The organism is Methanococcoides orientis, from assembly GCF_021184045.1.
In the GTDB taxonomy this organism is placed as follows: domain Archaea; phylum Halobacteriota; class Methanosarcinia; order Methanosarcinales; family Methanosarcinaceae; genus Methanococcoides; species Methanococcoides orientis.
Genome location: NZ_CP073710.1, coordinates 115,432 through 134,065 on the forward strand (window position 1 = coordinate 115,432; position 18,634 = coordinate 134,065).

Sequence of the window (18,634 nt, forward strand, 5' to 3'; positions counted from 1 at the left end):
CATCATTCCAGTTATAAGTATTATAAAGGAGTATTTTTATGAAATTTACAAAGATGGGGATGATTTTACTTTTAATGGCTGTACTGGTGGTGTCGGGTTGTTCCGATTCAGAAGAAGGTCCTGGGGGGGTGTCTGAAATGGCTGAAGAGCTCGGTGTTGATGTTATCAGCACATCATTCGATGATTTTGGTGTGGTTTTCTGTGATCCTGAAACATCACAGGATGAAATTGCAGCTCTTGTCGATGAAGAATATAAGGGCAACTTCGTCCAGTGGACAGGGACGATATATGCAGTTACCAATAATGGTAAATCCTATACTGTACAGGTGCAGCATTGTCCTGATTCTCTTTCAGATGCTGCCGTAACTTTCAATATAAATCAAAATGAAGCTGCATCGAATCTCATAAAAGGTCAGGAGCTCACCTATCTTGGAAGAATAACACGTTATCAGAAAGGTGTTGGTTTCTGGGTAGAGGAAGCTTCCATTGTGTCTGAGTAATTTAAAAAGTATTAAACTTATCATGATGGTGGCATTGTGTCACCACATGTCTTTTGTTGATCAAAGAAATCTCTTTTCATCAATAATCGAACCCGTCGGTTCCGGATACTCGCTTTAGACGTCTTACGCCATCGATCTCATCAATGACATCTGCAACGGCATCAGGGACAAGGTGTCTCCATTCTTCATCTGCAAGCATGCGTTTTCGTATCTCTGTACCGGAGTGTTGTTCCCTGTGGTACATTGGCGGTTGCTTTACAGTTATCCCTGCTTCTTCAAAAAGTTCGATAACAAGGGGGTTGTTAGTATAAGCTGTATCAAAAGGAGGGGTTCTTGATGTTACGTATGATACCCATATTGGATTTTGCTGTATGTCGTCAATAGGCAATGCATAGAAATGAACATCAATATTTTCAAGGGCATGGCGTATCATCATTACTCGCTCACCTGCAGTGAACGGATTGTTCGCCTCGTGGGTCCTTTGGGCACTTCCTATTCCTATTATCAGCTCATCAACTTCTTCTGCGATGCTTGTTATCACAGAGTAGTGGCCAAGATGAAATGGCTGGAAGCGCCCAATGTAAAATGCCCTTTTCATATTCATGTTAAAGTAACTTCAGCGGAATGGAGCACCTTCGCATTCGAATGTGAACTTCTCGTACACTTCTTTGTAGTGTTCAGAGTTGTTGTTGTGCTTCATTGTTGCCAGTTTTTCAACGAGGCTTATTCCCGGCTTTGGATCTTCCATGAACTCGAGTTCACTTTCGACCATCTTGAAATACTTCTCACCTGCATCGGTGCGGAGAAGTACGCAGTTCCAGCCATCAGGGGTTCCTACTGAACCGACGGCGATGTCAGCAAAGACTGATGTGTAGTCATTGCAGTGGTGGCATGGGTTTCTTGCATGTGGAGCAACCTCTGCGATTTTAACGCTGTGCTCTTCACCATCTTTGGTGTATGCCCAGAATTTACCTTTGCCGAAATCCATCTTGACAACATCTTCAGCTTTTACGCCCATGATCTCTGGTATGATCTTATCTGTCATTACATCGCCATAGAAACTTTCCATGCAAAGTAAACCTACGATAAGAACAATCTTGTCATTGACATTTTCTGAAATAAGTCTGGCGCCGTGTGCCTGGCATGGTACACCGATCACAGCGATCTTTTCATACTCATTGAATGGATCTCTGAGCATAGAAAGAACTGAATCATAGGTATACTTGGTACCTTTTGCCTTTTCAACATCATCTGCACTAGTGAAAAGTTCAAGTTCGGTTTCCCATTTTTCGTTTCTAGTGATTCCGACAACACAGTCGATTTCACCTTGTCTTAGGAGTGACCGAGCAATAGCGGAAGTAACACCACCGTCCTGACCGGCAATGTTGCTCTTTGCAGCGAGGAAGCTTCGAACGTTTGCAAATTCATCTTCGAAGTAACCGTCTACAACCGGGCAGATCCTGCTGCATGTAAGGCAACCCTCACATACATTTGGTGCAGCACCATGTGAGTAAAGCGAAAGATTGTCCGGATCCCGGATCTCTGCAGCTTTCTCTCCCATTACTATTGCACCGGCAGGACATGCTGATACGCATGCCCCACAAGCGGTACAGACGTCATGCTCGATGACGTCCATTATTTTCGGATGGACCATCAGTTTCCTCCGATGATCTCCTTTCCGATGAGTTTGATTGCTTTTTCTTTGTTTGGTCCGATTGGTGAACCTGCAACGATCTGGGTTACGCCGATGTCAAGCAATTCATTGATCCTTGCTTTACAGTCATCTGGTGTACCAGAAATAGAGAATGCATCCATCATGTCATTTGTGACCATGTCACCCATGAGTGCTCCGAAGTCGCCCTTTGCGATTGCTCCGCCGATGTCTGCTTTTGAAGCGACATCAATGCCGTGGCGTTCGAGGACCATGTCAGGTGAACCTGCAACGATGAAAGCTACAACGATCTTTGCTGCGCTCTTTGCCTTTGCAGCATCCTTGTCAATAGAGAAGCATGCATATGCTGCTACGTCTACATCCTTTGGATCTCTGCCTGCTTTCTGTGCACCAGCGGTGATCTGCTTGACTGCTACTTCAAAGTCCTTTGGGTGTGATGCGTTGATCAATACACCGTCTGCGACCTCTCCTGCGAGCTCGAGCATCTTTGGACCCTGTGCACCCATGTAGATAGGTACGTCTCCGGTCTTGAATGCCATCTTTGCGCCACCGAACTGGACCATATCGCCGTCCATTGTGACCTTTTCGCCTGCGAAGAATGAACGAAGTGCGGAAATGTTCTCCTTTGTGGTTGTTAATGGCTTATCCCAGGAGATTCCCATTGCGTCGAAGGTTGCCTTGTCACCAGGGCCGAGACCTAAGATTGCACGTCCGCCGGATATCTCGTTAATAGCACCGATACTGGAAGCTGTGATTGCTGCATTCCTTGTGTAGGGGTTTGTAACGCCGGTACCGAGCTTTATGCTGTTTGTGTTCATGGCAAGAACTGCCAGTGTTGAGTAAACATCACGGTTGTTGTAGTGGTCTGTGATCCACACATTGTCAAATCCCTGCTGTTCTGCGAGCTTTGCGTAGTGTGCGATCTTAAGCACTGGATCATTTGGCACGAATTCTATTCCGAATGTCATTTAAATCCTCCAATTTAATAATGCTATTCAGGATTACATGCATATATTAAAACCTTATTGGTTTATCCCGAACGTCTGGTTACTATTTATGCTAAGCTTAATATCTGTTTGTACGACGTTTTCCCAAAATCAGATATAATTTATAGTAATTTGTTTATATTTTAGGAAGAAGGCCTTTTTCAAGCGTGCCCTTTCTTTTGCCTATAGCTTTCTGGCAGTCCTTTGTGAAAATACCGATATGCATAAATATTCATCTAACGTATTTTTAAGAGTAAGGACGAATCCATTTAATGTGATTCCAGGGACTTTCCGGGGTTATCTTTCAATACATTTGGGAATTGTATTGATGAAGTATATTTTCAGGTAGCTGTAAAAATGTTTCCTGTTAATATATTCTGAGATCATTGTTCCTTTCTGTATTTTTGTTGCCTTTTGGAAAAATATCCTGTGCAGTATAGCCGTTGGAACAATATTAAAAAGCACCTTTTCGAAAAAGAATCCGGTGATCGAATGAAATGCTATGAATGTGCAAAGAACGGAAAAGACACTGATGCCGTAGGTATCTGCATTGTATGTGGTGAAGGAGTTTGTAAGGACCATCTTAAGCGTGAAAAAATACCTCTGTGGGATGGTGAGTTTGACGTCAAGCTCAGGTGCATGGGTGAATCATGTAAACTAAAGGATGTGGACCCACAGCTTAAGATATTGTGCACAAAATGCCATTATGCCCTGGTAGAGAACAATTGAGGTGATCATGATGACGAAATGTTATGACTGTATGGAAGAAGGCAAAGAAACTGATGCTGTAGCTGTTTGTATCGTATGTGGTAAAGCTCTTTGTATGGATCACTCAAAAGAACTTATTCTCCCAGTTTCTGTTGGGAAGCCACCTAATGTCAAACACTTGCACAATGGTCTTCCAAGGAACATGTGCAACTATTGCTTGGGCAATGTGGTTGATGAAGGATTCTGTGTATGACTGGGTTCATAATCATATTCTAATTCAAAAGGGAGTAACTAAACATGAGCGAAAGTAGGGAAGTAATAGAAAGTATCGGGGAAAAGATGGGTTTTACACCTCAGATCCTTGAAACGTTGGATGCTATAGATCCTCATTTTGTCAGGAAATACACAAGATGTGATCACAAGATCCTGTCCGATGGTGCCCTTCCGGCAAAAATGAAGATATTAATGGCTCTTGCTGTTGTAGCATCCAAACAATGCGAATCATGTACTGTGGCACAGATGAAAAGCGCATTAAAACACGGTGCAACAAAAGAAGAGATCATGGAGACAATGGAAGTTATCTCTATCACATCAGGGGCGCCTGCTATTGCAGCATGCCGTGATGCATTGAAGTTGTTAAAATAAGCTATACTTCCACTTTTTTGGTGGGGTCAAAGGGAACAATTCAATAAAGGATCGCATGTTTTTTTTTCTGCGTTCCTCTTTTTTAGAGATTGTCCCTCTTTCACTTATATTTTTATTATAATCTATCATATATCGAGGAGGATTTCGTATAAGGTCTATTCACTCTTGTTCTATCCTGTTATTTTTCGTATCGTTCGTCCTGTTAATGGCAGGTGCTGCTACTGCAGCAGAACCTACTGGGTTTGGTGAACTTGATTCGGAAGACTTCGACAGTCATTCCAAATGTGCCAACTGTCATGCCATAATACGAAGTCAGTGGCAGGGGAGCATGCATGCCTATGCCTATACCGATCCTCTTTATCAGGCAGAGCTGCAGATGGCAGGCGAAGAGACCGGCGGGCAGACTGATGAGTTCTGTTCACGCTGCCATACTCCGATCGGTGTGATGAGTGGTGAGGTGCCTCCGATCGATGGTTCCATGGCAAGTGATGTAGCGTTAGAAGGTGTCCAGTGTGATTTCTGTCATACTGTTCCCGAAGGAGCTGTCGGTGACGGTGCATTTGTTTCAACTCCTGGGGAAATAAAGTGGGGTCCGCATGATGATGCGCCTTCTGCTGCCCATGAGTCCGAGTTCAATGACTTCTACACCAATGCTGAATATTGTGGAATGTGCCACAACGTCAACAGTCCTTTCAATGGCCTTCCTCTTGATGACACTTATATATCATGGGCTAGCAGCCAATATGCTGAGGACGAAGTTACATGCCAGGACTGTCACATGAGCCCGGGAATTACACAATTTGAGGCAAATCCTGGAAGGTCCGCATCCAGTGCTCCAAAGAGGGACCATATTTCCCTGCATGATATCGTCGGAGCAAATTCCTTCATGCTGGGGGAACTTAGCGATGGACAATATGGTGAAACGGCTGTGGAAAGACTCCAGCAGGCTGCAATACTTGAAATCTCCGTGCCCGATGAAGCAAGCTCTGGTGAAGATGTCAACGTCGATGTCTCAATTACCAATTCAGGGGCAGGGCATAAGCTTCCAACAGGTATTACTGAAGTGAGGCAGATGTGGCTGGAAGTTTCTGTTACTGATGCTGAAGGTAAGGAGCTGTACAGTTCAGGACAGCTCGATCCAGAAGGGGCTATCCAGGACGCGGTGATATACCATACTGTTCTTGCAGATGCTGATGGGGAATTTACTGACAAGTTATGGGAAGCCGAATCCATTGTTTCAGATAACAGGATCCTTCCGAAAGAAACAGAAGTTGAAACCCATTCCTTCGTGATGCCTGAAGATGCAGTAGATCCGATACTTGTTGAAGCAAAGTTATTATATCGTTCTGCACCGCAGGGTATGGTAGATGAATTATTTGGTGAAGGTACTTATGATGTCCCTGTGATCGATATGAATATTGCCTATGGCTCTATCAATGGCGAAGCTGATATTCCATCTGAACCAACTCCTGGGTTTGGTGGTCTTTTGCTCGTAATATCCCTGATCGCAGTGGCGTGTATCTATAGGATCAAAAAATAACGTTGGAGGAATTAACATACCTGGTAATGTAATAAAACTGCTTGGAATATCCGGAAGTCCTCGAAAGAAGGCAACAGATCGCATGGTCAGGGCGGCTTTGGAATTTGCTGAGGAGAAATATGATGTGGAAATTGAATATTTCTCTGCAAAAGGAAAGGATCTGAAGTTCTGTATCCATTGTGACCATTGCGTCCGAACCAAACAGGGTTGCATCCATAAGGACGACATGCTTGAACTCTATGATAAGATGGAGTGGGCAGATGCCTGGATAATAGGCACTCCTGTTTACCAGGGAACTCTTAGCGGGCAGACGAAAGTTATGATGGACAGATGCCGTGCGGTGGTTGCCCGTGATCCTAAGGTTTTCATGAATAAGGTTGGGGCAGGCATGGCTGATGGTGGTGATCGCGTAGGCGGACAGGAGCCGGCTTTGCAGGCCATCCACAACTTCTATATTATCAGTGAGATGCTTCCTGTATCTGGTGGTTCCTTTGGTTCTAATCTTGGAGGCACTTTCTGGTCACAGGACAAAGGTGCTGAGGGCGTGGAATCAGATGATGAAGGCTTAAGAAGTATGCGAAAGACCGTTCGCAAACTTATCCAGACCGCTCAGATGGTAAAGACGGCATCTGTGGAGGACAAATAAATGGAATTTGAAGCACTTATTACTGAAATCATACAGCAGACGCATGATGTTAAAAGCTTCAGGCTCGAAAGACCTGAAGGTTTCGATTATAAAGCAGGACAGTATTTCTTTGTCAGCATCCCTGTAAATGGACAGATCCAGCGCAAGCCTTTCACAATATCAAGCAGTCCGACAGAAAAGGGTTTCTTGGAATTCACAAAGAAGCTAACAGGGCATGAGTTCTCTGATGAGCTTGATGCTATGAATGTTGGTGATGTTGTAGTTATTAACGGTCCATATGGCAGGTTCACATTCGAAGGTGAGTTCGAAAAGATCGCCCTTATCAGTGGCGGTATTGGTATTACTCCGATGATCAGTATCTGCAGGTATTGCAATGATACAAGATCGGATACTGATATTATTATTCTGAGTAGCAATAAAAAAGCTGAAGATATTGCATTCAGGGACGAACTGGAGGAAATGAACAATAAAAATGCCAACCTAAAAGTCGTGCATACTCTGACACGTGCAGAAGACGACTGGCCCGGTTGTAAGGGGCGAATTTGTGATACTATCATCATGGATTATATCCCTGATTTCATGGACCGTGTTCTCTATGTTTGTGGTCCGCCAGCGATGATGAAAGCAACGGAAGAATTGCTACTTAATATGAATGTGCCTAAAGAACAGATCAAGAAGGAAGCACTTGTGGGATTCTGAGACATATTTATAAATTATTTGTTTGAATTATGATGAAATGAGGTGTGCAATATGGAATTAAAAGGTAGTAAAACCGAAAAGAACCTGTTGAAGGCCTTTGCAGGTGAATCACAGGCAAGGAATCGATATACTTACTTTGCATCAGTTGCGAGAAAGGCAGGATATCAGCAGATCTCTGCTATCTTTTCTGAAACTGCTGATAATGAGAAAGAGCATGCAAAAAGACTCTTCAAGTTCCTTGAAGGTGGCGAGGTGGAAATAACTGCTTCCTATCCTGCAGGTATGATCTCTGACACAAGAGCAAATCTTGAATCTGCTGCACAAGGTGAGAACTACGAACACTCAACAATGTATCCGGAGTTCGCAGAAGTGGCTGAAAAGGAAGGCTTCCTCGAAATCGCAGATGTGTTCAAGCACATAGCTATTGCAGAGAAAGGTCATGAGGAGCGCTACCGTAAACTTGCTGCCAATATTGATCACGAAATGGTCTTCAGGAAAGATGGCACTGTTGCATGGAGATGTCGAAATTGCGGATATATCCATGAAGGTCCTGAACCTCCTGAGGAATGTCCTGCATGTGCACATCCACAGGACTATTTCGAGATAAAGGCTGAGAACTATTGATCATGAGGTTATAATATGAAACGTATAGCATGGGGGATTACAGGTTCAGGTGACCAGATCGTTGAGACCTATCAGGTAATGCGTGATATTAAAGAACGTACTGATATCGAGTTCATGGTTTTCCTTTCAAAGGAGGGGGAGGTCGTAATGAAATGGTATCGCATGTGGGATGATATCCAGAGAGATTTTCCTAACTTCAAGACCGATGCAGGTCCTAACTCACCATTTATTGCCGGTCCTCTTCAGGTAGGTCATTATGATGCCCTTATCATCGCACCGACTACTGCGAATAGTGTTGCCAAGATCGTGTATGGTATTGCAGACTCGCTGGTGACGAATGTGGTTGCTCAGACTGCCAAGGGTGATACTCCGATCTATATTCTGGCAGTTGACCAGAAAAGAGGAACTGTGGATACTGTTGCACCAAATGGAAAGAAGATGACCCTTAAGATGCGTGAAGTGGATGTGTCCAATTCGGAAAAGCTCGCACAGATGGAGAATATCACACTGCTTGAGACACCCGAAGACCTCTATGCTCTTGTGGGTCTGGATAAAGAGTAAGTTCTTAGTTTGGTTCATTCTGGAGGTATCTTCCTCCTCTTTTTTATTTATCTAATTTATCTGATCTAAGCGAAGCTATTTTCATTGGTATCTTTTCAAAAGTCTGTTAGTCGTAGATCATCCCCTCTGAAAGATACTCTTCTGCTAAAGGTGTGCTACTTTCCATCTTTTGCAGTGCATGATAAGCTGCATATGCTGCAAGTATGCTATCCAGGGCATCACCTTCCGTGTCCTCAAGAGCCGCTTTTATGACTTCCTTTTCAAGTTCTATTTTCCATGTCTTTATGGTGGATAGTATGATTCGGCGGTTTTCGAGTTCCCTGTTGTTCTTTCCTTTGTAATGTATGTAAATGCCATTTCTCTTGAGTGTACATGCAGGGCATATCTCTATCACTGAAGCCTTGCCAGCAACTTGTTCTTGCATTGGTATTATGCAGGCAGCCTTTTTCTTTACAAGTGGTTCTATTATGCATCTGATGCCGTAATATGTCTGCCTGTAAAGCCTGAGGTTGTAAACACAAAATGGAGCTTTTTTCTGAATTTCGGTTGTACGCTTGACTTCTTTGTTTCCCATGGTATTACGACATTTGTTACGAAAGTCTTCAGGGGAGTTGTAACTTTTTGAAAAATTCAGTATCGAGCTTTCCCAACTTTGGTCATTGATAATTGCTTGGGGGAAGCCCAGTGAAAGGTCAAGGCCGAAGATGGCCTCTGTTTCGATTGAAATTAGTTCTCGGAGAAAAGAAAGGCAGTTGTCCCTTTCTTTCCTGATGTCATTATGCATCAGGTTGGAGATCGGGCAACAACTGTTGATGTGAAGTGTTTCGTTATGTATTGTTCCTCTGCTGACCCATATCTTCTTACATGCGGTCTTTGATCCGCTGAAGTCTACCCCATAAACAAGGGTTTTCGGGTTGGCAGGGGATGAGGGCATTGGGAGTTTTAATTTTCCCTTGTGCCTTCGATAAATTCGTTTGTCATGCGATATGCATCATCATCAGTGAACTGCTTTGGTGGGTGCTTCATGAAATATGAGGCTGGGGAGTAAAGAATTCCACCTGTTCCTCTGTTCAATGCTATCTTGCAGCAGCGGATTGCATCAATGACAACTCCTGCAGAATTGGGTGAATCTTCCACTGAAAGGCGGAGTTCAAGGTTCATTGGCACATCGCCGAAAAGCTTACCTTCCATTCTGAGGAAGCATAGTTTGTTGTCTTGCTGCCATGGGACATAGTCACTTGGTCCGACGTGGATATTGTGATCTTCCAGTCTCTCGGCAAGTACTGACTGCACTGCTTCTGTCTTTGATGTCTTCTTGGAAGAAAGCCTGTCCCTGTTGAGCATGTTGAGGAAGTCTGTGTTACCGCCTGTGTTAAGTTGGTATGTTCTTTCAACCTTAACTCCTCTCTTCCTGAAAAGATCTGCAAGGGTTCGGTGTGTAATGGTAGCTCCAAGTTGTGCTTTAATGTCGTCTCCTATGATCGGGATTCCTTTTTCTTCGAACTTTTGTGCCCATTCAGGATTACTGGCAATGAATATTGGCATGTTGTTGATAAAAGCAACACCTGCATCCAGTGCACATTGTGCATAGAACCGAGTTGCAATTTCAGAACCAACTGGAAGGAAATTCAAAAGGATCTCTGCGCCGGATTCCTTTAATACGGAGACTATCTCCTCGTCTGTGGATTCTTTTTCGGAGGATGGGATGAATCTGTATTCATCTTCATAGTTCACCATGTGTTCGGAGACACCATCCTTGATGTTTCCCATCGTGACCTTTACGCCGGTCTTTGGCACATCGGGACAAAAGACTGTTGTGCAGTTAGGAGCTGCAAAAATAGCATCTGCAACATCTTCTCCAACTTTTCTCTCATCAATGTCGAATGCTGCTACTACTTCAATATCAAAAGGTCTGTACCCGCCAACATCCCAATGCATTAGTCCTATCGCATCTTTTTCCGCTTTTTCTTTGTAGTACTCAAGACCCTGGATCAGTGAACTTGCGCAGTTACCGATTCCTGCGATTGCGATTTTTATTTTGTCCATAACACTTCCTCTTAGCTAAAGTGAACGATATTGATGCTATAAAATATATTAATCGTTATGCAATTCCTAATGTTTACAGTCAAATAAAAAGGTTTCTAACAAAGACGACTTCTTGGGGGTAAATGTAGGTTTATTTATCTTCCTGCCTTTATCTTTATGCTGCTTCCCGCTTTCAGAAAAGTTTTTAAGTCGTGAAAGCCGTTTATTTTTTGGGAAACTTTATTTCTGTACTGATGGGGAAACAAACGCAGGTGTCAAAGTATGCCTGTTATTTCTTTGGTAATATAAAATAAAAGGAGATGGTATTATTCAGGACGTAGCAAACGAATTCCCGAATGTGGGTAATATAGGTTCCGTTGAAGATGCAGTGAAGCTGGGAATATCTTTTGAGGATCAGGGCAGGGATTTTTATCTGGAGTTTGCAGAAGCTACTACAGATCCTGCTGCCAAAGATATGTTCCTCTACCTTGCAGAAGAAGAGAAGAAGCATGCTAAATATCTGCAAAGCTACCTGAAAGGTGAAGACCTTTCAATTGATGAAGAGTCTGATATGCCTGATTTCAAGGAAGCATTTGCTTCAGAGTTCACTGGTGAGAAGCTTGGTGAGGTTGGTGTGATGCTGGCTGCCATGAGACTTGAGCGAAAGACCGAAGACCTTTACCTGATGCTTTCAAGTGTATCTTCGGATGCTGGTCAACGTGATTTCTTTGAAAAGCTTGCGGCAGTTGAAAGGGGCCATTACGACCTGATCGACGGTTTGCTTGGTGCGATTACCGGTTTCAGGATGCAGACATAATCTTTGAAGTATTATAGAGGTTATTTCATGGATCCGAAAGATGAAAATCTTGAGATCGCAAAAGGCATCTACTGGGTAGGGGTCGTTGACTGGAACCTGCGTGACTTCCATGGGTATGCAACTCCCAAAGGTGGTACCTATAATGCTTATCTTGTCGTCGATGAAAAGATAACACTTATAGATACTGTGAAGGCAGATTTTGCTCCTGAAATGATCGAAAGGATACGCAGGATCGTTAATCCTTCTAAGATCGATTATGTGGTCTCCAATCACGTGGAGATGGATCATTCAAGTGGTCTGCCTGCGATCATGGAGCTTGCAAAGGATGCTAAGCTTTTCTGCACAAAGCATGGCAAGGTCGGTTTGAATGAATATTATGAGGCAGGTGGATGCAGGAACTGGGACTTTGAAGTTGTAGATACTGGCTATGAGCTTGATATTGGCTCCCGTACCCTGATGTTCATTGAAACTCCTATGTTGCATTGGCCGGATAGTATGCAGACCTACCTGAAAGAAGATAAGATATTGTTCTCTAACGATGCTTTCGGACAGCATCTTGCTACCTCTGTAAGATTCGAGGATGAAGTTGAGGGCGGTGCTATTGAGGATGCTGCTATTTACTATGCTAATATCCTGATGCCATTTGGGTCAAAGGTCATAAAGTATGCTGAGAAGGTCAAGGACCTTGGTCTTGAATTTGATATGGTCGCACCATCGCACGGCGTGATCTGGAGGGAGGACCCTTCGCGTATCGTTGATGCTTATCTGAGCTGGGCAAAAAGGGAAGTCATTCCAAAAGTACTGGTCATTTATGATACTATGTGGAATAGTACTGAGATAATGGCAAAGGAAATTGTCGAGGGCGTTCGGGAAGGTGGTGTCGAAGCCAAGCTTTTCCATTTGCGTAAGAATGACTGGAGCATGATGTTAAAGGATTTGATGTTCTCTCCTGTAATTGCTCTTGGATCTCCTACTATGCATAGTACCATGTTCTTTACGGTATCAGGTTTCCTGACATATATGAAGGGCCTTCGTCCTAAAGACAAAAGTGCTGTTGCATTTGGTTCATATGGCTGGGGTGGCGGTGCGGTAAAGGGTGTGGAGGAAACGTTAAAGGCATCCGGTTTTGATATAATAGAACCCGGCCTGCAGGTTAAATACAGGCCTTACGAAGATGATATTAAAGCTTGCAGGGAACTTGGTATCCGACTTGCAGAACTTGCATTGAAGAAATCTAGCTGACTATTTATTAAATGAAGCTCTAGTTGAATATATTAAAACTGAATTAATAAAAGGAAGTGATCTAATATGAAATTTGAAGGTGAACTTGAAGAAGAATTCTATCAGAGATCTAAGAAAAATGCAGAGGCTACTGGATACAAACTTAACTCTGATTATGATGTCATTACCACTGCTGTAAAAGGTATTTGCAACAACAAGCGCCAATTCGGTGAATATTACTGTTTCTGCCAGAAGAGGTCCGGGGATGTTGAAAAGGACAAGAAGATCATCTGTCCATGTGCTGCCCGAAGCCGTGATGTAGAGACACGCGGTGCATGTCGCTGTGGTCTGTATATCAAATAAAGGGCCTTCTGGTCCTTTTAAACCTTCTTTATTCTTATTTTCTTATGATCATTTTTGAATAAGGGGAATGTTCTTACAATGATCTCATTTTAATTGTTCTATAGGATAGTTAGCTATATTTAGAAGGATGTGTTTTATGATAGATGTAGGGCACAGTTCACTATTATTGGACAGGCATAAACAGTCATTAGTGTCTAAATTAATATCACAGATCATTGATCATATCCGGAGATACAAAAAATGAAAGTATTGGTAAGTGATTCATTATCAGAGGAAGGAGTTTCAAAACTTCAGGAACATTTTGACGTCGATGTTTCAACAGGTCTTTCAGAAGATGAACTTGTAGAGAAGATCGTTGATTTTGACGCTCTTGTGATCCGCAGCGGTACCCAGGTAACAAGAAGGGTGATCGAAGCTGCAGACAACCTTAAGATCGTCGGAAGGGCCGGCGTTGGTGTAGATAATATTGACATTGATGCTGCAACTGAAAAAGGGATCATTGTTGTAAATGCACCTGAAGGTAACATGCTTTCAGCAGCAGAACACACTATTGCTATGATGATGTCCATGGCCAGGAACATCCCTCAGGCAAATGCTTCCCTTAAGGCAAAGAAATGGGAGCGCAAGAATTTCATGGGTGTCGAGGTTAATGGCAAGACACTTGGAGTTATAGGCCTTGGCCGCATTGGTGCTGAAGTTGCAAAACGTGCACAGGGCATGGAGATGGATATTCTTGCATATGATCCTTTCATTACAGAGGATCGTGCAAAGGCTATGGGTGTCGAGCTTACTACTGTTGATGACATTGCAAAGAGGGCAGATTTTATTACTGTTCATACGCCGCTTACAAAAGAGACACGTAATATCCTTGATACAGCTCAGTTCGATATGATGAAGAGCTCCGCAAGGGTGATCAATTGTGCTCGTGGTGGTATTATTAACGAAGAAGCTCTTGCTGATGCACTTAAAGCAGGCAAGATCACAGGTGCTGCAATCGATGTGTTCACTAGTGAACCACCATTTGACTGTCCTTTCATTGGTCTTGACAATGTGATCGTGACACCTCATCTGGGTGCTTCTACTGAGGAGGCTCAGGTTAATGTTGCAGTTTCTGTTGCTGAAGAGGTAATATCTGTCCTAAACGGCGGATCTGCTCGCAATACTATTAATATTCCTGCTGTCAAACCGGAAGTAATGGCTGTACTGGCTCCATATATCGGTCTTGCTGAAACTCTGGGAAGTGCAGTGGCACAGCTTCTGGATGCAAATTATGACAAGATCGAGATATCCTACAAAGGTGAGGTATCTGAAAAGGATACAAGGGCTGTGACAGTTGCAGCTGTAAAAGGTGTTCTTGAGGTCGCATTGGGTTCCGCTGTGAACTATGTGAATGCACCGGCTCTTGCAAAGTTAAGGGACGTTGAAGTTGTGGAAAGCAAATCTGATACATCTGATGAGTATGCTTCTACTATTAGTATCAATCTTTTCCAGGATTCTAATTCCAGGTCTGTTACCGGTGCTGTGGTTGGAGGTGAGCCAAAGATCATAACGATCAATGGTCAGCATGTAGATCTGGTTCCAAAAGGTTTCATGATCGTTTCAAACCACATCAACCGTCCGAATGTTATTGGTCCATGCTGTATGGTCCTTGGTGATAATGGCATCAATATTTCCGGTATGCAGGTCGGACGCGTAGACGTTGGCGGACGGACTATAATGGCACTTAATGTGGACACTGAAGTTTCAGAGAAGATCCTTGATGAGATCCGCGGAATTGATGGCATACTTGATGCAACAATTGTGACACTTTAATTTATATGTCACCAATGCATGGGTTAATATGCCCATGTATTATTTTCGGATCAAATGGGAGTATTGATCACATATGATGAGAAAGCGCGTATACCACCGATTCCCTCACAGGGAGGTCCAGTTCGAGCAGAAGCACCGTTACTATTCAGACCTGCCTTTTTTTGTGAAGGTCATGGCAGGCATGGATGGTAAATTTGGGATGTTCGTGACAGAATCCGCCACCAAGAAAGGCCATCGTATTCAGGCGAAAAGAGAGATCGGTGTTGAGGTCGCGATGAATAGCATGGATTTTGCTCCTCTTAACTACGAGAACGTAGATTCTGTGATCGATACTATCGAACCTGAAGGTATCATTGATTTCAGGATGACACTCTCCTACAGTTATCTTGATGGGAAATATAATCGTGTGCCTCTAAGGGGCGATGTGTATCTTGTGCGTGCTATTCTTGAGTCAGAGGTACTTACCTTGAGGGTCAACCACATAGATGGGCAGGAACGCACGGAATGTGGTCGGGTGGCAGATACGATCATAGACGAACTTCGACGTGGTGCATGATGGATGAATTTGGCCTCGTAGTGGCTTCCCCTTTCAAGAAGAATGCCGCATCTTCTCTTTCTATAAAGGATTTTGAATTTGCATTGTCCTTTGACTTTAAATGGATGTCTCCTGTACAGGCATCAAAGGTGAGGGATCAGGCTATCATGTCTTCGATCCTGAAATTTGAAAATGGTGAACTTGTGCTGAACATGGATGCTGATGCAGTGGATATTCCTGCCGGGTTCAAACCATCTGAAGATCTCTTTCGGGAAAAAGGCAATGTTGAGAAGATAATGGACCTTCTCATTACAAATAGTGATTTGGACAAAAGGGATGTTGCTTCGCGCATAAATATCAAACAGGATTCTCTGGCAGGGCTTATTGATGCGGAAGTAGCAGCTTTGCTATTGGCTCATGAAATGGGATGTGATGTCGGGGACCTTTTTGATGTAGTCTATCAAAGAGTAACAGGTATTTCTGATCAACAATGAAATTCATATTTTCGCATAATCTTTATGTACTATTAATATAATTATGTGCAACTCCAGTTAATTATTAACTGATACATCTTCAAAGATGTTCGAACGCAGAAATGCGTGAGTAAGAAAATCTTGCGGAGGGACATTATGGGAAAAAAAACACAAGCTAAAATCTCAAGGAAAACCAATCCAAGGATTCCATCGTTAATCGCAGTGCTAAAAGACTCAGCACGTGACAACGACGCACCTATCTGGAAAGATATGGCAAAGAGGCTCGAGAAACCTAACAGGAACTATGCTGAGGTAAATCTGAGTAAGATCAACAGGTGTGCAGCAGAGAACGAACTGGTTATGATTCCAGGTAAGGTACTGGGTGCCGGTGTACTGGGACATGCTGTAACTGTTGCAGCATTGAGTTTCAGCACAACTGCTGTTGATAAGATCACAAGTGCAGGCGGAAAATGCATTACCATTGAACAGGTTCTGGAAGAAAATCCAGCAGGTTCTGGTATCAGGATCTTGAAGTGAGGTGTTTCAAATGACGGTAATCGATGCAAATGGTTTAATTATGGGCAGACTTGCAAGTAACGTTGCAAAGAGACTGCTTGCAGGTGAGAAGATCGCAATTGTAAATGCTGAGAATGCTGTGATCTCCGGTTCAAAGATAACAACCTTTGAAGAATATGATGAGATCAGGAATATGGGCACACGTGAATTTGGTCCTTACTTCCCAAAGAGACCAGACAGGATCCTCAAGAGGACTGTCAGGGGAATGCTTCCATACAAGCGCGCAAGGGGCAAGGAAGCAATGGCTAACCTTAAGATCTATGTAGGGATCCCTACTGAGTTCGAGGAAGCAGAACTTACAACTGTCGATGGAGCAAACATGACACGTTTGAGTTCTAACAAGTATGTGACCATTGGTGATCTTAGCCGCAAATTAGGATCAAAATTCTAAGGGAGATTTATTCATGTCTACTAAAGTTGTCAATTCATCAGGTAAGAACAAGACTGCAATTGCACGTGCAACAGTTTCTGCAGGTACAGGTAAGGCAAGGGTCAACAAGAAACCTGTTGAGATCTATGAACCTGAATTTGCAAAACTTAAGATAATCGAACCTCTTATGCTGGCAGGAGATACAGTTTCCAGCCTTGACATTGATGTTAAGGTAAGTGGAGGCGGAATCATTGGCCAGGCAAATGCGATCAGGACTGCTATCGCAAGAGGTATTGTTGAGTGGACCAACGACACCGATCTAAGGGATGCTTTTATGGCATACGACAGGAACCTTCTGGTCAACGACTCCAGACAGAAAGAGACCAAGAAGTTCGGTGGACCTGGCGCTCGCGCTAAATATCAGAAATCTTACAGGTAAGGTAGGTAGTTACAATGATTCCAGTTCGCTGTTTCACATGTGGAAAAGTAATTGCAGGAAGCTGGGAAGAGTATACCAGGCGTGTGAAGGATGGAGAAGATCCTGCAGTTGTACTTGATGATCTTAATTTCACAAGATACTGTTGCAGGCGTATGTTCCTCGCACACGTCAACCTTGTGGATATAATGGCTCCGTATCAGTGAAAGGGACCGTAGGGTAGCCTGGACCATCCTTCGGCGTTCGGGACACGGTTCTTCTTTCAAGTCTGTGCGAACCACGCCGGTACCTGAGTTCAAATCTCAGCGGTCCCATGATTCCCTTTATAGGGATAACCGATAGGCAGCTGAGATTGTATATAACCATATTCGGAGGGATTCCGAATACCATTTCATATTTAACAGACCAAACTAACAAATGAATAAAACTGCTTTTGGTTCATGGTTATTTGTTAATATATAATATCACTTATTGATACATTCAAATTGTTCTTTCTAATGATGGACTTTTTATAAGGTGATCAGTTGAGCAAAGAGAAGTTTACTAGGTATGAGCGTGCAAGGATCATTGGTGCAAGATCACTTCAGATAGCAATGGAAGCTCCAATATTGATCGACACTGATAGTACTGATTCGCTGCACATCGCTACATTGGAATTTGAGAAAGGTGTTATACCAGTTACAGTGAAGAGAAATTACGAATAATTGAGGTGAATTTTATGGAATCTACAGAAAATATTGAAGTTAATGCTGAAGAAAGCGCAGCAGCACAGGAAGCAACCGAATCAACATCATTAGTGCCTATAGATGAATATCTGGCAGCAGGCGTACACATTGGTACACAGCAGAAGACCCAGAATATGATGAAGTTCGTCTACCGTGTAAGGACAGATGGTCTTTACGTTCTTGATATCCAGTCAACAGATGAGAGAATCAGGTCAATTGCACATTTCCTTTCAAAATATGATCCTTCCAGAATACTTGTTGTATCCGCACGTCAGTACGGTCAGTATCCTGCAACAATGTTCTCCAAGGCAGTAGGCGCAGTTTCAAGAGTTGGAAGGTTCATTCCAGGTACTCTTACAAACCCTGTACAGGAAGGCTTCTATGAGCCAGATGCAATTATTGTGACAGATCCTGCAGGAGATGCACAGGTAATTAAGGAAGCTGTCAGCGTGGGTATTCCTGTAGTTGCATTTTGTGATACCAACAACATGACATCCAATGTCGATCTTGTTATCCCAACCAACAACAAGGGTAGGAAAGCACTTTCACTTGTTTACTGGCTTCTTGCAAGGGAAGTTGCAAACGAAAGGGGCATTCCTTTCAACTACGAGTTAACCGATTTTGAAACAGGTCTTTAAACGACCTGTTCTCATTTTTTTCGTTGCATCATTGCTCATACAGCAGATGTTCTATTTTTGGG

The 18,634-nt window shown here is 43.2% G+C and carries 26 protein-coding genes and 1 tRNA gene; 22 read left to right on the forward strand and 5 right to left on the reverse strand.

Going from position 1 to position 18,634, the window contains the following annotated elements; genetic code table 11:
* The first annotated feature begins 38 nt into the window (after nucleotides 1-38).
* On the forward strand, nucleotides 39-500 hold the full coding sequence (locus J7W08_RS00595; protein WP_233084781.1) for a hypothetical protein: 462 nt from the start codon (nucleotides 39-41) through the stop codon (nucleotides 498-500).
* 79 nt (nucleotides 501-579) lie between these two features.
* On the opposite strand, the gene J7W08_RS00600 is transcribed toward J7W08_RS00595, so the two are convergent.
* The 3 genes from J7W08_RS00600 to mer are packed head-to-tail and all read right to left on the reverse strand — an operon-like array spanning nucleotide 580 to nucleotide 3,140.
* Nucleotides 580-1,104, reverse strand: coding sequence for a nicotinamide-nucleotide adenylyltransferase (locus tag J7W08_RS00600; protein ID WP_233084782.1), 525 nt, complete (start codon nucleotides 1,102-1,104; stop codon nucleotides 580-582).
* A 12-nt stretch (nucleotides 1,105-1,116) separates the two neighbouring features.
* Nucleotides 1,117-2,154 (reverse strand): F420H2 dehydrogenase subunit FpoF, encoded by a 1,038-nt coding sequence (fpoF, locus tag J7W08_RS00605; RefSeq protein ID WP_233084783.1) that lies wholly within the window; start codon nucleotides 2,152-2,154, stop codon nucleotides 1,117-1,119.
* Nucleotides 2,154-3,140 carry a 5,10-methylenetetrahydromethanopterin reductase gene (mer, locus tag J7W08_RS00610; RefSeq protein ID WP_233084784.1) on the reverse strand — a complete coding sequence of 329 codons (987 nt, stop codon included), beginning with the start codon at nucleotides 3,138-3,140 and terminating at the stop codon, nucleotides 2,154-2,156. The genes fpoF and mer overlap by 1 nt, the downstream gene beginning before the upstream one ends.
* 510 nt (nucleotides 3,141-3,650) lie before the next feature.
* Here mer and J7W08_RS00615 point away from each other — a divergent pair.
* The 8 genes from J7W08_RS00615 (at nucleotide 3,651) to afpA (ending at nucleotide 8,581) form a co-directional block, all read left to right on the forward strand.
* Nucleotides 3,651-3,887, forward strand: a complete 237-nt coding sequence (locus J7W08_RS00615) for a DUF2180 family protein (protein WP_048204768.1) — start codon at nucleotides 3,651-3,653, stop codon at nucleotides 3,885-3,887.
* Between the two features lie 7 nt (nucleotides 3,888-3,894).
* The gene (locus J7W08_RS00620) at nucleotides 3,895-4,119 is read left to right on the forward strand and encodes a DUF2180 family protein (RefSeq protein ID WP_310742505.1); all 225 of its coding nucleotides are present in this window, start codon (nucleotides 3,895-3,897) and stop codon (nucleotides 4,117-4,119) included.
* Nucleotides 4,120-4,163: 44 nt separating this feature from the next.
* A complete protein-coding gene (locus tag J7W08_RS00625; protein ID WP_233084785.1) occupies nucleotides 4,164-4,511 on the forward strand; it encodes a carboxymuconolactone decarboxylase family protein in 348 nt (115 codons plus the stop codon).
* Between the two features lie 205 nt (nucleotides 4,512-4,716).
* Entirely contained in the window at nucleotides 4,717-6,051 is a 1,335-nt protein-coding gene (locus J7W08_RS00630) for a multiheme c-type cytochrome (RefSeq protein WP_233084786.1), read from the forward strand.
* A gap of 31 nt (nucleotides 6,052-6,082) precedes the next feature.
* Nucleotides 6,083-6,697 (forward strand): flavodoxin family protein, encoded by a 615-nt coding sequence (locus J7W08_RS00635; RefSeq protein ID WP_375141063.1) that lies wholly within the window; start codon nucleotides 6,083-6,085, stop codon nucleotides 6,695-6,697.
* Entirely contained in the window at nucleotides 6,698-7,396 is a 699-nt protein-coding gene (locus J7W08_RS00640; protein WP_233084788.1) for a ferredoxin--NADP reductase, read from the forward strand.
* A 51-nt stretch (nucleotides 7,397-7,447) separates the two neighbouring features.
* Nucleotides 7,448-8,020: a rubrerythrin gene (rbr, locus tag J7W08_RS00645; RefSeq protein ID WP_233084789.1), complete on the forward strand. Its 573-nt coding sequence runs from the start codon at nucleotides 7,448-7,450 to the stop codon at nucleotides 8,018-8,020.
* Nucleotides 8,021-8,035: 15 nt separating this feature from the next.
* Nucleotides 8,036-8,581, forward strand: a complete 546-nt coding sequence (gene afpA / locus J7W08_RS00650; protein ID WP_233084790.1) for an archaeoflavoprotein AfpA — start codon at nucleotides 8,036-8,038, stop codon at nucleotides 8,579-8,581.
* Nucleotides 8,582-8,687: 106 nt separating this feature from the next.
* Here afpA and J7W08_RS00655 read toward each other — a convergent pair whose 3' ends face one another.
* Together J7W08_RS00655 and J7W08_RS00660 are read right to left on the reverse strand one after the other, a co-directional pair.
* Nucleotides 8,688-9,515, reverse strand: a complete 828-nt coding sequence (locus tag J7W08_RS00655) for a DUF429 domain-containing protein (protein WP_233084791.1) — start codon at nucleotides 9,513-9,515, stop codon at nucleotides 8,688-8,690.
* Nucleotides 9,516-9,523: 8 nt separating this feature from the next.
* The gene (locus tag J7W08_RS00660) at nucleotides 9,524-10,627 is read right to left on the reverse strand and encodes an inositol-3-phosphate synthase (RefSeq protein WP_233084792.1); all 1,104 of its coding nucleotides are present in this window, start codon (nucleotides 10,625-10,627) and stop codon (nucleotides 9,524-9,526) included.
* 337 nt (nucleotides 10,628-10,964) lie between these two features.
* On the opposite strand from J7W08_RS00660, the gene J7W08_RS00665 reads away from it, so the two are divergent.
* From J7W08_RS00665 to rpsB, 13 genes are all read left to right on the forward strand, one after another.
* Entirely contained in the window at nucleotides 10,965-11,423 is a 459-nt protein-coding gene (locus tag J7W08_RS00665; RefSeq protein ID WP_233084793.1) for a ferritin family protein, read from the forward strand.
* 27 nt (nucleotides 11,424-11,450) lie between these two features.
* Nucleotides 11,451-12,665, forward strand: coding sequence for an FprA family A-type flavoprotein (locus tag J7W08_RS00670; RefSeq protein WP_233084794.1), 1,215 nt, complete (start codon nucleotides 11,451-11,453; stop codon nucleotides 12,663-12,665).
* 66 nt (nucleotides 12,666-12,731) lie between these two features.
* Nucleotides 12,732-13,007: a ferredoxin-thioredoxin reductase catalytic domain-containing protein gene (locus J7W08_RS00675; protein WP_233084795.1), complete on the forward strand. Its 276-nt coding sequence runs from the start codon at nucleotides 12,732-12,734 to the stop codon at nucleotides 13,005-13,007.
* A 240-nt stretch (nucleotides 13,008-13,247) separates the two neighbouring features.
* Nucleotides 13,248-14,819 carry a phosphoglycerate dehydrogenase gene (gene serA, locus J7W08_RS00680; protein ID WP_233084796.1) on the forward strand — a complete coding sequence of 524 codons (1,572 nt, stop codon included), beginning with the start codon at nucleotides 13,248-13,250 and terminating at the stop codon, nucleotides 14,817-14,819.
* A 73-nt stretch (nucleotides 14,820-14,892) separates the two neighbouring features.
* A complete protein-coding gene (locus tag J7W08_RS00685; protein ID WP_135613147.1) occupies nucleotides 14,893-15,375 on the forward strand; it encodes a hypothetical protein in 483 nt (160 codons plus the stop codon).
* Nucleotides 15,372-15,848 (forward strand): DUF2240 family protein, encoded by a 477-nt coding sequence (locus J7W08_RS00690; RefSeq protein ID WP_233084797.1) that lies wholly within the window; start codon nucleotides 15,372-15,374, stop codon nucleotides 15,846-15,848. Before J7W08_RS00685 ends, J7W08_RS00690 begins: the two co-directional genes overlap by 4 nt.
* Nucleotides 15,849-15,983: 135 nt before the next feature.
* On the forward strand, nucleotides 15,984-16,364 hold the full coding sequence (locus tag J7W08_RS00695) for a 50S ribosomal protein L18e (RefSeq protein WP_048193210.1): 381 nt from the start codon (nucleotides 15,984-15,986) through the stop codon (nucleotides 16,362-16,364).
* 10 nt (nucleotides 16,365-16,374) lie between these two features.
* Nucleotides 16,375-16,794: a 50S ribosomal protein L13 gene (locus tag J7W08_RS00700; RefSeq protein ID WP_233084798.1), complete on the forward strand. Its 420-nt coding sequence runs from the start codon at nucleotides 16,375-16,377 to the stop codon at nucleotides 16,792-16,794.
* A gap of 13 nt (nucleotides 16,795-16,807) precedes the next feature.
* Nucleotides 16,808-17,212 carry a 30S ribosomal protein S9 gene (locus J7W08_RS00705; protein WP_233084799.1) on the forward strand — a complete coding sequence of 135 codons (405 nt, stop codon included), beginning with the start codon at nucleotides 16,808-16,810 and terminating at the stop codon, nucleotides 17,210-17,212.
* Between the two features lie 14 nt (nucleotides 17,213-17,226).
* Nucleotides 17,227-17,415 carry a DNA-directed RNA polymerase subunit N gene (locus J7W08_RS00710; protein ID WP_048193213.1) on the forward strand — a complete coding sequence of 63 codons (189 nt, stop codon included), beginning with the start codon at nucleotides 17,227-17,229 and terminating at the stop codon, nucleotides 17,413-17,415.
* A 2-nt stretch (nucleotides 17,416-17,417) separates the two neighbouring features.
* Nucleotides 17,418-17,523: transfer RNA gene (locus tag J7W08_RS00715), tRNA-Pro, on the forward strand.
* A gap of 210 nt (nucleotides 17,524-17,733) precedes the next feature.
* Complete coding sequence (locus J7W08_RS00720) at nucleotides 17,734-17,913, forward strand: DNA-directed RNA polymerase subunit K (RefSeq protein WP_233084800.1); 180 nt, start codon at nucleotides 17,734-17,736, stop codon at nucleotides 17,911-17,913.
* 14 nt (nucleotides 17,914-17,927) lie between these two features.
* Nucleotides 17,928-18,572 carry a 30S ribosomal protein S2 gene (rpsB, locus tag J7W08_RS00725; RefSeq protein ID WP_081955700.1) on the forward strand — a complete coding sequence of 215 codons (645 nt, stop codon included), beginning with the start codon at nucleotides 17,928-17,930 and terminating at the stop codon, nucleotides 18,570-18,572.
* The last annotated feature ends 62 nt before the right edge of the window (nucleotides 18,573-18,634 follow it).

Bases quoted from the DNA above. Each gene is read 5' to 3' on its own strand.
- J7W08_RS00595 (WP_233084781.1), top strand. From the start codon at position 39: ATGAAATTTACAAAGATGGGGATGATTTTACTTTTAATGGCTGTACTG.
- J7W08_RS00600 (WP_233084782.1), bottom strand. From the start codon at position 1,104: ATGAATATGAAAAGGGCATTTTACATTGGGCGCTTCCAGCCATTTCAT.
- fpoF (WP_233084783.1), bottom strand. From the start codon at position 2,154: ATGGTCCATCCGAAAATAATGGACGTCATCGAGCATGACGTCTGTACC.
- mer (WP_233084784.1), bottom strand. From the start codon at position 3,140: ATGACATTCGGAATAGAATTCGTGCCAAATGATCCAGTGCTTAAGATC.
- J7W08_RS00615 (WP_048204768.1), top strand. From the start codon at position 3,651: ATGAAATGCTATGAATGTGCAAAGAACGGAAAAGACACTGATGCCGTA.
- J7W08_RS00620 (WP_310742505.1), top strand. From the start codon at position 3,895: ATGATGACGAAATGTTATGACTGTATGGAAGAAGGCAAAGAAACTGAT.
- J7W08_RS00625 (WP_233084785.1), top strand. From the start codon at position 4,164: ATGAGCGAAAGTAGGGAAGTAATAGAAAGTATCGGGGAAAAGATGGGT.
- J7W08_RS00630 (WP_233084786.1), top strand. From the start codon at position 4,717: ATGGCAGGTGCTGCTACTGCAGCAGAACCTACTGGGTTTGGTGAACTT.
- J7W08_RS00640 (WP_233084788.1), top strand. From the start codon at position 6,698: ATGGAATTTGAAGCACTTATTACTGAAATCATACAGCAGACGCATGAT.
- rbr (WP_233084789.1), top strand. From the start codon at position 7,448: ATGGAATTAAAAGGTAGTAAAACCGAAAAGAACCTGTTGAAGGCCTTT.
- afpA (WP_233084790.1), top strand. From the start codon at position 8,036: ATGAAACGTATAGCATGGGGGATTACAGGTTCAGGTGACCAGATCGTT.
- J7W08_RS00655 (WP_233084791.1), bottom strand. From the start codon at position 9,515: ATGCCCTCATCCCCTGCCAACCCGAAAACCCTTGTTTATGGGGTAGAC.
- J7W08_RS00660 (WP_233084792.1), bottom strand. From the start codon at position 10,627: ATGGACAAAATAAAAATCGCAATCGCAGGAATCGGTAACTGCGCAAGT.
- J7W08_RS00670 (WP_233084794.1), top strand. From the start codon at position 11,451: ATGGATCCGAAAGATGAAAATCTTGAGATCGCAAAAGGCATCTACTGG.
- J7W08_RS00675 (WP_233084795.1), top strand. From the start codon at position 12,732: ATGAAATTTGAAGGTGAACTTGAAGAAGAATTCTATCAGAGATCTAAG.
- serA (WP_233084796.1), top strand. From the start codon at position 13,248: ATGAAAGTATTGGTAAGTGATTCATTATCAGAGGAAGGAGTTTCAAAA.
- J7W08_RS00685 (WP_135613147.1), top strand. From the start codon at position 14,893: ATGATGAGAAAGCGCGTATACCACCGATTCCCTCACAGGGAGGTCCAG.
- J7W08_RS00690 (WP_233084797.1), top strand. From the start codon at position 15,372: ATGATGGATGAATTTGGCCTCGTAGTGGCTTCCCCTTTCAAGAAGAAT.
- J7W08_RS00695 (WP_048193210.1), top strand. From the start codon at position 15,984: ATGGGAAAAAAAACACAAGCTAAAATCTCAAGGAAAACCAATCCAAGG.
- J7W08_RS00700 (WP_233084798.1), top strand. From the start codon at position 16,375: ATGACGGTAATCGATGCAAATGGTTTAATTATGGGCAGACTTGCAAGT.
- J7W08_RS00705 (WP_233084799.1), top strand. From the start codon at position 16,808: ATGTCTACTAAAGTTGTCAATTCATCAGGTAAGAACAAGACTGCAATT.
- J7W08_RS00710 (WP_048193213.1), top strand. From the start codon at position 17,227: ATGATTCCAGTTCGCTGTTTCACATGTGGAAAAGTAATTGCAGGAAGC.
- rpsB (WP_081955700.1), top strand. From the start codon at position 17,928: ATGGAATCTACAGAAAATATTGAAGTTAATGCTGAAGAAAGCGCAGCA.